Annotated in this window: 13 protein-coding genes; 9 read left to right on the top strand and 4 right to left on the bottom strand. The window is 52.0% G+C overall.

The window, feature by feature from the left end; translation table 11 throughout:
- Nucleotides 1-9: 9 nt before the first annotated feature.
- Complete coding sequence (gene hrcA, locus ACT53D_RS06580; protein ID WP_194747132.1) at nucleotides 10-1,038, bottom strand: heat-inducible transcriptional repressor HrcA; 1,029 nt, start codon at nucleotides 1,036-1,038, stop codon at nucleotides 10-12.
- Nucleotides 1,039-1,125: 87 nt separating this feature from the next.
- Here hrcA and ACT53D_RS06575 point away from each other — a divergent pair, with 87 nt between their 5' ends.
- Both ACT53D_RS06575 and recN read left to right on the top strand, forming a co-directional pair.
- Nucleotides 1,126-1,995 carry an NAD(+) kinase gene (locus tag ACT53D_RS06575; protein WP_476155185.1) on the top strand — a complete coding sequence of 290 codons (870 nt, stop codon included), beginning with the start codon at nucleotides 1,126-1,128 and terminating at the stop codon, nucleotides 1,993-1,995.
- A gap of 19 nt (nucleotides 1,996-2,014) precedes the next feature.
- The gene (gene recN, locus ACT53D_RS06570) at nucleotides 2,015-3,673 is read left to right on the top strand and encodes a DNA repair protein RecN (protein ID WP_476155183.1); all 1,659 of its coding nucleotides are present in this window, start codon (nucleotides 2,015-2,017) and stop codon (nucleotides 3,671-3,673) included.
- Here the strand turns inward: recN and ACT53D_RS06565 are convergent.
- Both ACT53D_RS06565 and fur read right to left on the bottom strand, forming a co-directional pair.
- A complete protein-coding gene (locus ACT53D_RS06565; protein WP_476155181.1) occupies nucleotides 3,621-4,157 on the bottom strand; it encodes a DNA-deoxyinosine glycosylase in 537 nt (178 codons plus the stop codon). The genes recN and ACT53D_RS06565 overlap by 53 nt on opposite strands.
- Before the next feature lie 92 nt (nucleotides 4,158-4,249).
- The gene (fur, locus tag ACT53D_RS06560; RefSeq protein WP_194747128.1) at nucleotides 4,250-4,672 is read right to left on the bottom strand and encodes a ferric iron uptake transcriptional regulator; all 423 of its coding nucleotides are present in this window, start codon (nucleotides 4,670-4,672) and stop codon (nucleotides 4,250-4,252) included.
- Nucleotides 4,673-4,844: 172 nt separating this feature from the next.
- On the opposite strand from fur, the gene ACT53D_RS06555 reads away from it, so the two are divergent.
- The 6 genes from ACT53D_RS06555 (at nucleotide 4,845) to ACT53D_RS06530 (ending at nucleotide 13,705) form a co-directional block, all read left to right on the top strand.
- Entirely contained in the window at nucleotides 4,845-7,181 is a 2,337-nt protein-coding gene (locus ACT53D_RS06555) for a L,D-transpeptidase Cds6 family protein (RefSeq protein ID WP_379077570.1), read from the top strand.
- 45 nt (nucleotides 7,182-7,226) lie between these two features.
- Entirely contained in the window at nucleotides 7,227-8,033 is an 807-nt protein-coding gene (dapB, locus tag ACT53D_RS06550; RefSeq protein WP_476155179.1) for a 4-hydroxy-tetrahydrodipicolinate reductase, read from the top strand.
- Nucleotides 8,034-8,261: 228 nt separating this feature from the next.
- The gene (gene carA, locus ACT53D_RS06545; RefSeq protein ID WP_338657139.1) at nucleotides 8,262-9,401 is read left to right on the top strand and encodes a glutamine-hydrolyzing carbamoyl-phosphate synthase small subunit; all 1,140 of its coding nucleotides are present in this window, start codon (nucleotides 8,262-8,264) and stop codon (nucleotides 9,399-9,401) included.
- Nucleotides 9,401-12,616, top strand: a complete 3,216-nt coding sequence (gene carB, locus ACT53D_RS06540; protein ID WP_194747124.1) for a carbamoyl-phosphate synthase large subunit — start codon at nucleotides 9,401-9,403, stop codon at nucleotides 12,614-12,616. The genes carA and carB overlap by 1 nt, the downstream gene beginning before the upstream one ends.
- Nucleotides 12,617-12,708: 92 nt before the next feature.
- Complete coding sequence (greA, locus tag ACT53D_RS06535; RefSeq protein WP_194747123.1) at nucleotides 12,709-13,191, top strand: transcription elongation factor GreA; 483 nt, start codon at nucleotides 12,709-12,711, stop codon at nucleotides 13,189-13,191.
- 58 nt (nucleotides 13,192-13,249) lie between these two features.
- A complete protein-coding gene (locus tag ACT53D_RS06530) occupies nucleotides 13,250-13,705 on the top strand; it encodes a DUF4149 domain-containing protein (protein ID WP_194747122.1) in 456 nt (151 codons plus the stop codon).
- A 63-nt stretch (nucleotides 13,706-13,768) separates the two neighbouring features.
- Here ACT53D_RS06530 and yhbY read toward each other — a convergent pair whose 3' ends face one another.
- Nucleotides 13,769-14,077: a ribosome assembly RNA-binding protein YhbY gene (gene yhbY, locus ACT53D_RS06525; RefSeq protein ID WP_194747121.1), complete on the bottom strand. Its 309-nt coding sequence runs from the start codon at nucleotides 14,075-14,077 to the stop codon at nucleotides 13,769-13,771.
- Between the two features lie 55 nt (nucleotides 14,078-14,132).
- Between yhbY and rlmE the strand changes: the two genes are divergently transcribed.
- Nucleotides 14,133-14,753: a 23S rRNA (uridine(2552)-2'-O)-methyltransferase RlmE gene (gene rlmE / locus ACT53D_RS06520; RefSeq protein ID WP_476155176.1), complete on the top strand. Its 621-nt coding sequence runs from the start codon at nucleotides 14,133-14,135 to the stop codon at nucleotides 14,751-14,753.
- Nucleotides 14,754-14,852: the final 99 nt, after the last annotated feature.

Below are 14,852 nucleotides of genomic sequence, written 5' to 3'. Positions count from 1 at the left end.
AGGCAGTATTTAGTTTGAGAGCGCGCTAGATAACAGCTTGGCCGTGATATCGACAATCGGGATAATCCGCTCATAGGCCATTCGGGTCGGGCCGATCACGCCCAGCGTCCCCACGACCTGACCATCGACTTCATAGGGCGCAGTGACCAGGCTGCATTCATCCAGTGCCAGATAGCCACTTTCGCCACCGATAAAGATTTGCACGCCATCGGCGCGTTGACTTTGATCAAGCAGTTGCATGAGCGCCGTGCGGCGTTCAAAAATCTCAAACAGTTTGCGTAAGCTGCCGACGTTGGTTGAGAGCTCATTCACTTCTAGCAGTTTGCGTTCGCCCGCAATCACCACCGCCTCTTTTTCTGAAGGCTCGGGTTGGCTGGCAGCATCCAGCGCAGCAGACATGAGGTGATTGATGTCTGCCTGCATTTGTTGCAGCTCCTGCTTGAGCTTGATCTGTACTTCTTCCAGGGTGAGCCCCTGACAGTGGCTGTTGACATAATTGCTGGCGGTGGTGAGCTCACTGGCACTAAATGCGCGGTCGGTCAGGACAATCCGGTTTTGTACCTGGCCGTCATCGGTCACCAGAATCACGAGTATTTTTTTGTCATTGATATGTAAAAACTCAAGGTGTTTAAGCACGTTGCGGCTACGCTTGGGCGTCATCACCAGGCCTGCAAACTGGGTCAGTTGCGAGAGCATATCGGCCGCATTGTTAATGAGTGCTTGCGGGTCGGGCGAGGATAGTCCGGTTTTAAGCTGGGCGAGGGCGCGTTGATCAAGCGGCTGTACCGTCATCAGCGAGTCCACAAACAGGCGGTAGCCTTTTTTGGTGGGCACCCTGCCCGCAGAGGTATGTGGACTGGCAATAAACCCCAATTGTTCGAGGTCACTCATGACGTTACGTATTGTCGCAGGGCTGACATCCAGACCAGAATGCTGGAGCAGGGTGCGGGAGCCTATGGGTTGCCCTTCACTGATGTAATGCTCTACCAAGGTTTTAAGCAAAATTTGCGCGCGTTTATCCACTTTAGACGATCTCATTAGAATGAGTTAGATTTTGCATCATTTGCGCCTGGGATAACAGCCCCTTTAGCTTTTCAGTTCAGGGCTTCTATGCTTTAATGCGGCATGCAATCTACATTCCGCTCAGTTGCCATTGTCGGCAAGTATATGGACACTGCTGCCTTGCAGCAAATGCAAAGTGATTTGACCCGCTTGGCACATCACTTGTTAGCCAAGGGGCTGCATGTCTGTGTGGAAGCCAATACCGCAGCCTATGTGGAACAAGAAGGTTTTGAGCAGGCCTCGCTGGAACAGATAGGTAGCAAAGCCGATCTGGTGATTGTCATGGGCGGCGATGGAACCATGCTGAGCGTCGGCCGTGCTTTGCGTGAAACCGGCGTGCCCTTGATTGGCATTAATCGCGGGCGACTCGGCTTTTTGACTGACTTGCAAACGGACCAGATGCTGGATGAGATTGACGAGATTTTACAGGGTCATTTTCAGCTTGAGTCACGCATGTTACTGCATTCAGTGGTGACCAGATCGGGCAGCCAGATTTTGCCTGTGGTTGCCTTAAACGATGTGGTGATTAAAAGCGCCTTTCGCCTGATTGAGCTTGAGGTGCATGTGGATGGTCAGTTTGTGTCTCGACAGCGTTCGGATGGCCTGATTTTGACCACGCCGACCGGGACAACCGCATATGGTTTATCCGCCGGGGGGCCGATTATGCATCCCGATCTGGAGGCGATTTCGATCGTGCCTATCAGTCCGCACACCCTCAGTTATCGGCCGATCACCGTGCCTGCGGACAGTGTGATTGAGGTGATTGTGGTCAGCGCGGCCGACGCTCAGATAAGTTATGATGGCCAAGGCCAATTCCCTTTGGCCGCCGGAGACCATGTGCGTATTGCGCGTGCTGAGCAGTCGATTCGGCTCGTGCACCCTCAAGACTACTGCTATTTTGATATGTTACGCAACAAACTCAACTGGGGCTAACGCGCCCGTTTAACCATCTATGTTACAAGCCCTATCTATTCGAGATTTTGTCATTGTTGATGTGCTGGAACTGGAGTTCTCGGCAGGCTACACGGCACTCACCGGCGAGACCGGTGCAGGCAAATCGATTTTGATTGATGCGCTGTCGCTGAGTCTGGGCGCCAGGAACGAAGGCGATGTGACGCGCAAGGGCTGTGACAAAGCCGAGATTGCCACCACGTTTGATATTTCGGGTAACCAGGCGGCTGCAGACTGGTTGCGTGCACAAGAAATGGCCGTTGATGACAGCCTGATTCTGCGGCGCGTGATTTATGCCGACGGCCGCAGCCGTGCCTTTATTAACGGTGTTTCTGCAACCGTCGGGCAGTTGCGTGAAATCGGGGAGACGCTGATTGATATCTACAGCCAGAATGCACATCACTCCTTGTTAAAGATTGCCACCCAGCGTGAAATTCTGGATGCTTATGCGCAGGCGGTGCCTTTGGCTAAAGACGTGGCTAAAAGTTATAAAGCCTGGTTTCAGTTGCATCAGCAACAGTCGGCATTCGAGAAAAATGCCAGTGAGTATGCAGAGGAATTGGCGCTGTTGCGTGACAGCACCCGCGAGTTATCACAACTCGGCTTTATAGCAGAAGAATGGCTCGCCTTGCAGCAAGAGCATGTCAGGCTCAGTCATGGTGCCAGTCTGCTGACTGGCATGGAGGCGAGCTTGCAGATGATGAGTGAAGGCGAGGAGGTCAATGCGCTGGATTTGTTGTCGCAAGTGCAAAGCAAGCTCGCTGAATTGCAAGTCATCGATGCCGGATTGCAACCGATTGCAGAAACGGTCGATTCGGCGGTGATTCAGCTCGAAGAAGCGAGTCGTGCACTCAATCGGCATTTGCAAAAAAGTGAACTTGATCCTGAGCGTTTGGCTGAGGTGGAGTCACGTATTCAGACGATCCACACCGCGGCCCGCAAGTATCGGGTCAAGCCAGATGAGTTGCCAGCACTGTTGCAACAGCAGCAAAGCCGGATGGCTGAGCTGGAAACGTTTGCCGATGACGGAGCCTTGGCAAAACAGGTAAAGGCAGCTTGGCAGACTTATCAGCAACAAGCCGCCGCACTGTCTGCTATCAGACACCAGGCGGCGCAAGCCTTATCCGAGACCATCACCGGACAAATGCAGGCACTGTCACTCAAAGGGGGGCGTTTTGCGGTGAGTCTGACGCCGGGCGAACCGGCTGCCTATGGCCTTGAACAAGTGGAGTTTATGGTGGCCGGTCATGCCGGGGTCGAGCCGCGGCCGCTCAATAAAGTCGCGTCAGGCGGCGAGTTGTCGCGGATCAGCCTGGCCTTGCAAGTGACCACCGCATCATTAGGCACCGTACCCTGCATGATTTTTGATGAAGTGGATGTGGGCATTGGTGGCGGAGTGGCCGAAGTGGTGGGCCGTTTGTTGCGTGAACTGGGTCAACACAGACAGGTGCTGGTCATCACCCACTTGGCGCAAGTGGCCTCGCAGGCGCAACAACATTTGCAAGTCAGCAAGTCTGAACAGCAAGGCGTGACCTTGAGCCGGATTCATGCACTCAATGCGCATGAACGGATTGAAGAAATCGCGCGTATGCTGGGCGGTTTGCAGATTACAGAGGCGACTCGCCAGCATGCGAAAGAAATGCTGGGTGTGACAGCCTGACTTGTAGCGTTTGCCATTGTGCAAGCTTTTGCGCAACACTCAGGCTGGCGTGGGCCGGGCTTGTTGACGGCAGGGTGATCTGCGGGATCGTGGTCTCTAAAACAACATGCTTTTTAAAGAGCTTTGCCGCTGCTTGACCATTAAAGGCAATACATTCTATGGTTGGAATGTGTTTGAGTAAGCCTGGAATATCATTTGCAATCACAGACTTCGCGACAATCGCACTATCGAGGCTGCCAGGTCGGCTGGCCGAGTGACACACATCCCATACCGCCAATTTAATTGATTGCAACTGGTCACAGCGTTGCGCATAAGCCGTTTGTTTTGGAATCCCGAATAATGTTTCCATGATGTGCCAGAACGCGTTTTGCGGGTGCGCATAATATTGATGTTGCCGCAGGGAGGTCACTCCAGGCAGAGAACCCAGAATCAGGATGCGGGCGCCGGCGCTGGCGATAGGTGGAAAACCAGCAGCACTATGCATGTGAATCTGTGGACTTAACATGCCTCTGATCGAGGCTGACAATCAAGCGTATCCAGGTCGGTGTTAAGACCTGAATAGTTGATGGTTGAATATCAGGATTCGTTACAAGATGTTTTTGTACATGTCCCATAAATAGTTAAAGAGTGGTCTTGCATGCTAAAGCCATATTTTTCGGCGGCAGCTTTCTGTCTCTTTTCGATCTCTTCATCATAAAACTCTTCTACCCGGCCACATTTGATGCAGACAATATGATCATGGTGAGTGCCTTCATTCATTTCAAACACTGCTTTGCCACTCTCAAAGTGATGCCGTACCAGCAAGCCCGCCTGCTCAAATTGCGTTAAGACGCGGTAGACCGTTGCCAAGCCCACGTCTTCGCCGTTGGTGATCATGATCTTGTAGATATCCTCCGCGGACAGGTGGCGCTGCTCGCTGTTTTCAAATAGCTCCAGAATTTTTAAACGGGGCAGTGTTGCTTTCAGGCCTGCATTTTTGAGGTCTTTAGGATCATGCATAATTTTTGTCCGAGGGTTAAGTAGTATGGCGTACTTGATTCGCGAAACTACGTGGTATATTAATGTATGTAATGAATATACCGATTATAAAGTGAATCCAATGCGTAATTCTATCTTATTTGTGTTGGTTGTCGCATCTCTGGAGAGTGGGTGCGGCGCCAAGCTTCCATCAATGAAACCATTCAAGATGGACATCCAGCAGGGCAATGTGGTGACTTCAAAAATGTTAATGCAACTGCGGCCGGGTATGAACCGTTCGCAAGTCCGCTACATTATGGGGACACCGCTCATCGTAGATAGTTTCAGTGATAATCGCTGGGACTATTTTTACGAGTTACGCCAGCAAGGCCAAATTGTTGAAAAACGTCGGGTCATTCTGGATTTTGATAAGGACAGCCTGGTGGCTGTGCGTGGCGATGTGATTCCTTCGGCAGAGAACCCGGACATCAAAACCATTGTAGAAGCTCCGGTTAAAAAAGCTGAAGCGCCGAAAGAGGAGTCCTGGGCGGACAAGCTGAAATTCTGGGAGGGTGATGCTCAAGCGAAGGACGCTAAGCCAGCCAAAGCGGACTCAGTCAATAAAGCGGTCACTGCAACCCCTCCTGCACCAGCTCAACCAGCTGTCACTGCGCAGCAGATGGCCGATGAAGAAATTGTGCCGCATATCCCTGAGGGGGAATATAAGGCAGCCCCTGCGCCGCAAGAAATGGTGAAAGCGAATCCGGCAGAGGCGAGTACTCCGGCTTTGGCTGCCAGCACACAGGCCATGAATGAAAAAACCATGGCTGCCCAAATTGCAGACACCGTTGAGCCGCCGCCTGTCTTTGAACAGGATGCTGCGCCGCCTGTTGTGGTAGCACCTGCGGCTGAATCAAATACTGCAGCAAGCGCGGCTTCCACCGCGAGTGCTGCCTCAGCTGCAAATGCATCTGGCGTAAGTCCATCGGCCGCGGTCGCCGCGACGGCCGCTACCGTTGCTGTTGCTGAGGCTGCCCCTAAGTCAAAAAACAGCAAAAAATCAATCGCACCTAAACCGCAGACCAAGCCCTTGCCTGTTGCGCCGGTGGCTAAGCCAGCTTCACCATCGGCTACAGTCAACATGACTGAAGATGACGAGGTGATCCCTTATATTCCTGAGGGTGAATATGTCGCGCCTGTCATCCCAACCGAACAGGAAATGATCAAGGGCAATATGGCTGAAGCCAATCAGCCTGCGACGGATGCACAAGCGCATCAAGTGACTGAAAAAGGCGTTGCCCCAAAAGCAGAAGCAGCCAGCGAGCCAGCACCTACATTTATTGCGGAGCAGTTGCCAGAACCTGAACCCGAACCGGAGCTGCCGCCTCCACCTCCACCGTCAGTTTCAAAACCAGCTGTCAAAGAAGCGGTTGCGCAAGTGCCTACAGCTAAAGAGTCTGTGACGCCAAGCAGCCCTGCCGCCGCGCTTGCAGTGGCGCCTGTTGTTGCTGAGCCCGCTGCCTCTCCTCAGTCTGAAAGTCTGGCGGCTGCACCTGTCACGCCTGTATTACCACCAGAAGCTGTGCTTGCCAAGCCAGCCGAGCCTACTGTAGCGACCGTGGCAGAAAATGCTGCTGAGCCTTCTGCCGCTGTTGGTGATGCCGAGATTAATCAGGCAGTGGCCAATTGGGCGCAGGCCTGGCGTAGTAAGAATATTAAAACCTATCTGGCCGCCTACGCACCTGACTTTGTGCCAGAAAACTTGCCCAGTAAAGCGGCATGGGAGGCACAACGCAAGCAGCGCCTTTCTCCTAGCCAGGGCCCAATCACACTGGTCTTGAATAATATTGTGGTGCAGCGCGATGGTGCCTCTGCGGTGGTGCAGTTTGAACAAAAATATGCGGCCAAGGCTTACAAGGATGTGTTGAATAAGACGCTTGAAATGCGTTATGAGCCTAGCCAAAAACGCTGGTTAATTACGCGTGAGCGTACGGCAACGATTCCAGCCGTGGCTGCAGTAGCAGCAACGCCCAAGGTGATGTTGGCCGAAACGCCGACGGTTGCCCCTGCCATGGACCAGGCTGAAGTGGCAACACAACCTCCAGCCGCTACCCCTGAAGTCAGTGTAGAGGCGGCGGTGGATGCCTGGGCGCAGGCTTGGCGAAACAAAAATGTGAATGCTTATTTTGCTGCTTACTCGCCTGAGTTTGTGCCAGACGGGTTGCCTAGTCGCGGAGCTTGGGAGGCGCAACGTAAAAAACGCCTGTCTCCACAGCAAGGTAAAATCACGCTCGAAATCAGTGATGTGAGCGTGGCACGGGAAGGGGATAGTGCAGTGGTCACCTTCAATCAGAAGTATGCTTCTAAAGCCTATCGCGACGAAATGGTCAAACGTCTGCAACTCAAGCTGGATAACGCTAGCAAGCGCTGGTTGATCGTGCGTGAAAGTGCTGGCAATGGTGCAGAACTGCCAGCCACCAAGCAACAGGTGACGGCGCCAGAAGGTAGCGCAGAGCATCTGGATGGCGTGTTGGAGCAAATCGGTTTTTAATCCATTTGTCTAAAATAGTATATAAAACAGTAAGTTGAGCGAGTTATGTTGAAAGTAGTGATTGCAGGCGTGTCTGGCCGTATGGGGCATGCCCTGCTTGAAGGCGTTTTTTCTGATCCTGGCTTGCAACTGCATGCGGCCTTGGATCGTGCTGAAAGTGCCATGATTGGTCGAGATGCTGGTGAGCAGTTTGGCAAGTTGAGTGGCGTCAAGATTACTTCTGATGTTGAATCTGCATTGAAGGGGGCTGATGTGCTGGTGGACTTTACCCGTCCTGAAGCCAGTATGCAATATTTGCAAGCGTGTCAGCAGGCGCAGGTGAAGCTGGTGATTGGCACCACAGGGTTTAGCGAAACTGAGAAAGCTAGCATCGAAGCGGCTGCCAAAAATATCGGGATTGTGTTTGCGCCCAATATGAGCGTGGGTGTAACCTTGCTGATTAACTTGGTTGAACAAGCCGCGCGTGTATTGAACCAAGGCTACGATATCGAAGTCGTCGAAATGCACCATCGCCATAAAGTCGATGCGCCGTCCGGCACGGCACTGCGCTTGGGTGAAGCCGCAGCCAAAGGCATAGACAAGGCGCTGAAGGATTGTGCCGTGTATGCGCGTGAAGGTGTCACTGGTGAGCGTGAAGCGGGCACCATAGGCTTCGCAACCCTGCGCGGTGGCGATGTGGTGGGCGATCATACGGTGGTTCTGGCTGGAGTGGGTGAGCGTGTAGAGTTAACGCACAAGGCCTCCAGCCGGGCGACCTTTGCTCAGGGCGCGTTGCGCGCTGCCAAGTTTCTGGCAACCCAACAGGCCGGTTTGTTTGATATGCGAGATGTGCTTGGCTTTGACAAGAATTGATGGTTAAGCCGCTGATTTCACGCGGGCAATCATCATGCTTTAACATCCTCTGACAATACCTCGCCCTTGAGTGAGGCTTTAATCTAGGCTATAATGCCGCAATTCTGAACGGGAAGAGTCCAAAAAACTTTTCCCGTTTTGCACATCTACTCACCGCTGCATAGGGCCCTCGCAGGCATGTTGCGACCTTCAAAAGATGTGTTTCGATTCAAACTTAAGGAGCTAAAGGTGTCAAAAACAATTCCAGCGATTTTAGTGTTAGCAGATGGAACTGTTTTTAAGGGCATGAGCATTGGCGCTTCCGGTCATACAGTCGGTGAGGTGGTGTTCAATACTTCCATCACCGGTTATCAGGAAATTCTTACCGATCCTTCCTATACCGAACAAATTGTCACATTGACTTATCCGCATATTGGTAACTATGGTACCAATAGCGAAGATGTGGAATCTGGCAAAGTCTATGCTGCGGGTCTGATTATTCGTGACCTGCCCTTATTGGAAAGCAATTTCCGCAGTGAACAAAATCTTTCCGATTATCTCAAGACCAACAATGTAGTGGCGATTGCTGATATCGATACGCGCAAGTTGACCCGTATTTTGCGTGAGAAGGGTGCGCAAGCCGGCTGTATTATGGCGGGTGAGCATGTGGATGAGGCACAGGCATTGGCCCATGCACAGGGCTTCCCTGGGCTTGCCGGGATGGACTTGGCTAAAGTGGTGAGCTGTACACAAGCCTATGAGTTTACCGAGCAGGAATGGCAACTAGGCGCGGGCTTTAGCAAAGCGGCAGAGCAACAGTTTCATGTAGTGGCATTTGACTATGGTGTGAAACGCAACATTCTGCGCATGCTGGTTTCACGTGGCTGTAAAGTCACCGTTTTGCCGGCCCAGGCAACCGCCGAACAAGCCTTGGCCTATCAGCCAGATGGCATTTTCCTGTCTAACGGCCCTGGTGATCCTGAGCCTTGTGATTACGCAATTAAAGCGATCAAAACCTTGGTGGATTCAGGCATCCCCACTTTTGGGATTTGTCTGGGCCACCAGTTGCTGGCATTGGCCAGTGGTGCAAAAACCCTGAAAATGAAATTTGGTCATCACGGTGCCAACCATCCGGTACAGGATGTGGAAAGCAAGCGTGTGTATATCACCAGCCAGAACCATGGTTTTGCGGCTGACCCGGCGACGCTGCCTGCCAATGTCAAGGTGACGCATGTGTCATTATTTGATGGCAGCCTGCAAGGGATCGCGCGTACAGACAAGCCCGCCTTCAGCTTCCAGGGACACCCGGAAGCCAGCCCTGGCCCGCAAGAAATGAGCGTGTTGTTTGACCGCTTTATCCAGTTAATGCAAGAAAGAAAGTCCATCTAATGGCAAAAAGAACCGACATTAAAAGTATTCTGATTATCGGTGCAGGTCCGATTGTCATTGGTCAAGCCTGTGAGTTTGATTACTCTGGCGCACAAGCCTGTAAAGCCTTGCGTGAAGAGGGTTATCGGGTCATTTTGGTCAACTCCAATCCAGCCACCATCATGACTGACCCGGAAATGGCAGATGCGACTTACATCGAGCCCATTACCTGGCAAATCGTCGAAAAAATTATTGAAAAAGAACGTCCTGATGCCTTGCTGCCAACCATGGGTGGGCAAACGGCATTGAACTGTGCCCTCGATCTGGACAAGCACGGCGTCTTGCAGAAATACAATGTGGAACTGATCGGCGCGACTAAAGAGGCCATTGATAAAGCCGAAGACCGTCAGAAGTTTAAAGAAGCCATGACCAAAATTGGCCTGGGTTCTGCACGTTCAGCCATTGCACACAGCCTCGAAGAAGCTTTGCAAGTGCAGGCCACGATTGGTTATCCAGCGATTATTCGCCCTTCGTTCACCATGGGCGGCAGTGGTGGTGGCATCGCCTACAATCGTGAAGAATTTATCGCCATTTGCGAGCGCGGCCTGGATGCCTCCCCAACCAACGAGTTGCTGATCGAAGAGTCGCTGCTGGGCTGGAAAGAATACGAGATGGAAGTGGTACGCGACAAAGCGGACAACTGCATCATTATCTGTTCGATTGAAAACCTGGATCCTATGGGCGTGCATACCGGTGACAGTATTACTGTTGCGCCAGCACAAACCCTGACCGACAAAGAATACCAGATCATGCGTAATGCCTCATTGGCCGTATTGCGTGAGATCGGGGTCGATACCGGTGGTTCTAACGTGCAGTTTGCCATCAACCCGAACGATGGCCGCATGATTGTGATTGAGATGAACCCGCGGGTGTCACGCTCATCTGCGCTGGCCTCCAAAGCAACAGGCTTTCCGATTGCCAAAGTCGCGGCCAAACTGGCGGTGGGTTTTACGCTGGATGAGTTGCGTAATGAAATTACCGGCGGTCAGACTCCGGCTTCATTTGAGCCATCGATTGACTACGTGGTCACTAAAGTGCCACGTTTTGCATTTGAGAAATTTCCGCAGGCGGATAGCCGCTTGACGACACAGATGAAATCTGTGGGTGAAGTCATGGCCATGGGTCGTAGCTTCCAGGAGTCTTTCCAGAAAGCGTTACGCGGTCTGGAAGTCGGTGTGGATGGTCTGGATTCGGTCACCGATGACAAAGACCGTATTGTCAAGGAAATGGGTGAGCCCGGTCCTGAGCGTATCTGGTACGTGGCGGACGCCTTCCGTTTGGGCATGAGTGTGGATGAAGTGTTTGATATCACCAAAATCGACCGCTGGTTCCTGGTGCAGATTGAAGAAATCATCAAACTCGAATTGTCATTGTCAGGCAAGTCGCTGGGGGATTTGACCAAAGAGACGCTGTTCCGCCTCAAGCGTAAAGGCTTCTCTGACCGTAGACTGGCCAAGCTGTTGAGCACAGACCAGCATGCAGTGCGTGCTTTCCGTCAGGCGCTTAATGTGCGTCCGGTCTATAAGCGCGTAGATACCTGTGCGGCTGAGTTTGCCACCAACACGGCTTATATGTACTCGACCTATGAGGAAGAGTGCGAGTCCAATCCGTCGGACAAGAAAAAAATCATGGTGTTGGGCGGTGGTCCTAACCGCATTGGTCAGGGCATCGAGTTTGACTATTGCTGTGTGCACGCGGCGTTTGCCATGCGTGAAGATGGTTACGAAACCATTATGGTCAACTGTAACCCCGAAACCGTCTCTACCGATTACGACACCTCTGACCGTCTCTACTTTGAGCCGGTGACACTGGAAGACGTACTCGAAATCGTCAACATCGAAAAACCGGTGGGCGTGATTGTGCAGTATGGCGGCCAAACCCCGCTCAAGCTGGCGCGTGACCTCGAAAAAGCTGGCGTGCCTATCATTGGGACCACGCCAGATGCGATTGACCGTGCAGAAGACCGTGAACGCTTCCAGCAAATGCTGCATAGCCTGAACCTGAAGCAGCCGCCAAACCGCACAGCGCGTGCGCCAGAAGAGGCGATTCGCCTGGCGACTGAAATCGGCTACCCGTTAGTGGTGCGACCTTCTTATGTGCTGGGTGGCCGCGCGATGGAAATCGTGCATGAGCAAAGCCAGTTGGAGCGCTACATGCGTGAAGCGGTTAAGGTATCTAATGAGTCCCCAGTTCTGCTGGACCGCTTCCTGAACGATGCGATTGAAGTAGACGTGGATGCTTTGAGCGACGGTGAAGATGTGTTGATCGGCGGCATCATGCAGCACGTGGAACAAGCCGGTGTGCACTCTGGTGACTCTGCCTGCTCACTGCCGCCTTACAGCCTGAGCGACGACCTGCAAGATGAGTTGCGCAGACAAACCGTGCAAATGGCCAAAGCGCTGGGCGTGAAAGGCCTGATGAACGTACAGTTTGCCGTGCAGAACAGTGGGCAGGGCGATGTGGTATATGTGCTCGAAGTTAACCCGCGCGCATCCCGTACCGTGCCGTTTGTGTCCAAAGCCTGTGGCTTGCAGCTAGCCAAAATTGCGGCACGTTGCATGGCAGGTCAGACGCTGAAATCTCAAGGCGTGACCAAAGAAGTGATTCCGCCTTATTACTCGGTGAAAGAAGCTGTGTTCCCCTTCATCAAGTTTCCGGGCGTGGATACCATCCTTGGCCCAGAAATGAAATCGACCGGTGAAGTGATGGGCGTAGGGAACACCTTTGCCGAGGCTTTTGTGAAGTCACAATTGGGGGCCTCTGTGAAGATGCCTACTGGTGGTAGAGCTTTTATCAGCGTACGTAACGAAGATCACAAAAAAGTGATCGACATTGCACAGGACTTGGTTAAACTCGGTTTCACGCTAGTGGCGACCAAAGGCACAGCGCGTGCACTGGCCGAGCAAGGTCTGGAGGTGACACCGGTGAACAAGGTCGCTGAAGGTCGTCCGCATATTGTCGACATGATCAAGAACGATGAGATCAGTTTGATTGTCAATGTCACAGAAGACAAAAAGGCGATTACTGACTCGTATGAGATTCGCCGCAGCGCGCTTCAGAACAAGGTGACTTATTACACAACCCTGGCGGGTGCGCGTGCCGCTTGTATCGGCATGGCACAAAGCAAGGATATGGATGTCTACTCGGTGCAGGACTTGCACAAACGCCTTGGTTAACATACACTAGGCTTAGTTGATATTTAAATAAGCCACGCTCATTCGGGTGTGGTTTATTTTTTTTATACTCATTTTTTGAAGGTATTTTCATCATGGCAGTCAATCAGATTCCTGTCACCGTGAAAGGTGCAGAATTGCTCAAAGAAGAATTACAACGTTTGCGCGCGGTGGATAGACCCAATATTATCCAGGCGATCGCTGAAGCGCGGGCACAAGGCGACTTGTCTGAGAACGCAGAGTATGAGTCAGCCAAAGAGCGGCAGAGCTTTATCGAAGGCCGGATTGCCGAGCTTGAGGCGAAATTGTCCAACCTGCAGATTATTGATCCAACCATGCTCAATGCAGAGGGTCGTGTGGTGTTTGGCGCGACCGTGAGATTTGAAGACCTGGATTCTGGCGATGCCAAAACCTACCAGATCGTGGGTGAGGACGAAGCCGATATCAAAAATGGCAAAATCTCGGTCAGTTCGCCAATTGCACGTGGCCTGATTGGCAAGTCTGAGGGTGAAGTCGTTGAAATCCAGTCTCCAGGCGGCGTGAAAGAGTACGAAATCATTGAGGTACTCTACGTTTAGTCCTTGCGATTGAATCATCTGGGATGCGTGAATAGCAGAAAATAGGAGCGTAGCAGCGATGGCCAAGCAATCAGGACTCACCGGATGGTTAAACCCGGTCTTACTTACGCTGTGGGTGGGGGCTTTGTGGATGACCGCCATCACCGCCAGTGTGCTGTTCAAAACCATTCCTGACCATATGCTGGCCGGAAACGTCGCAGGAAAGTTGTTTACCATTGTCAGCTACATTGGGCTTGTCAGCGGCTTGTGGTTGTTGATCCAGCGCCTGGCGAGTGACGGTTTTTCCGCATTCAAGCAAGGCCTGTTCTGGGTGATCCTCATCATGTGGATACTGGTCCTGATTGGCGAGTTTGGCATCCAGCCATTATTGGCTCAGCTCAAAGCCAGTGCTCTGCCAAACGATGTGATGCAAAGTGTGTTCGCCAGCCGCTTTAAAACCTGGCATGGTGTTGCGAGTATTGCTTACATGATTGAGTGTTTGTTAGGCGTCTGGTTGGTGGTCAAGTCGAACTGAGGCCAATAAAAAAACGCGCAAAGGAATGCGCGTTTTTTGTATCAGGCGTGTTTGTGAGCTTGATTACAGCTTGGGGATCACGATCTTCGCTGAGGCTTTCACGGTCTCGCTGGCGCGATAAAACACCAGTTGTTTGCCGATATGGTGCACGGCGATGGCGCCGGCTTTATCGGCGATCTCTTCGAATAATGATTTACGCAAATCGCGGTCATCGCCCGCCACTTGCACTTTGATAAGCTCGTGGGCATTGAGGCTAACCTCGATTTCCTTGAGTACCGCGTCTGTCAGGCCATTGTTGCCTATCATGACTACCGGATTTAAATTGTGTGCCAGACCACGTAAATAAGCGATTTGTTTGCTGTTTAATTGCATGCAAAATATTCCTTGAAAACAGACCGCATTTTAGCATGAAGCAGGAATTCCCCCTATGAAACCCTCCAAAACCAGTAAAGCCTGGATGCAAGAGCATCTCAATGACGAATTCGTCAAGCGTGCGCAAAAAGACGGCTACCGTGCCCGCGCTGCTTATAAGCTGCTCGAAATTGACGATAAAGATAAATTGATCAAGCCTGGCATGACCGTAGTGGATCTGGGGTCTACACCTGGCAGCTGGTCACAGGTCGCGGTCCAGCGCATCAAAGGCCAGGGCCGCGTGATTGCACTGGATATTCTGGAGATGCATCCGATTCCCGGTGTGGAATTTATTTGCGGTGATTTTCGCGAAGAAACGGTGCTGCAGCAATTGGAGGCCTCGCTGAATGGCAAGCTGGTCGATCTGGTGATTGCCGACATGGCGCCTAACATGAGCGGACTCAAAGATGTTGATCAGGCAGGGGCGACTTATTTGACGGAACTCGCCCTGGATTTTTGTCAGTATTGGTTGAAACCGGGCGGCAACTTTCTGGTCAAAGTCTTTATCGGCAGTGGCTTTGAGGAAATTGTGAAACAAATGCGAGGCCAGTTTGCCAAAGTCGTCACACGTAAACCTAAAGCCTCGCGTGATCGTAGCAGTGAAGTGTATCTGCTGGGCTTGCAGCGAAAAGCTTGAATTGCAATGCTTTTTTGCGTTTAGTTTGATCGCACAAGCAAAAAAATGGGTATACAATGCCATTGAAGGCTTGAAATTATGGGCTTTGCCTCCATTGTT

Source organism: Methylophilus sp. DMC16 (assembly GCF_056314045.1).
Note: the sequence above shows the minus strand (reverse complement) of the source record. Positions and strands in the feature narration are given on the sequence as shown.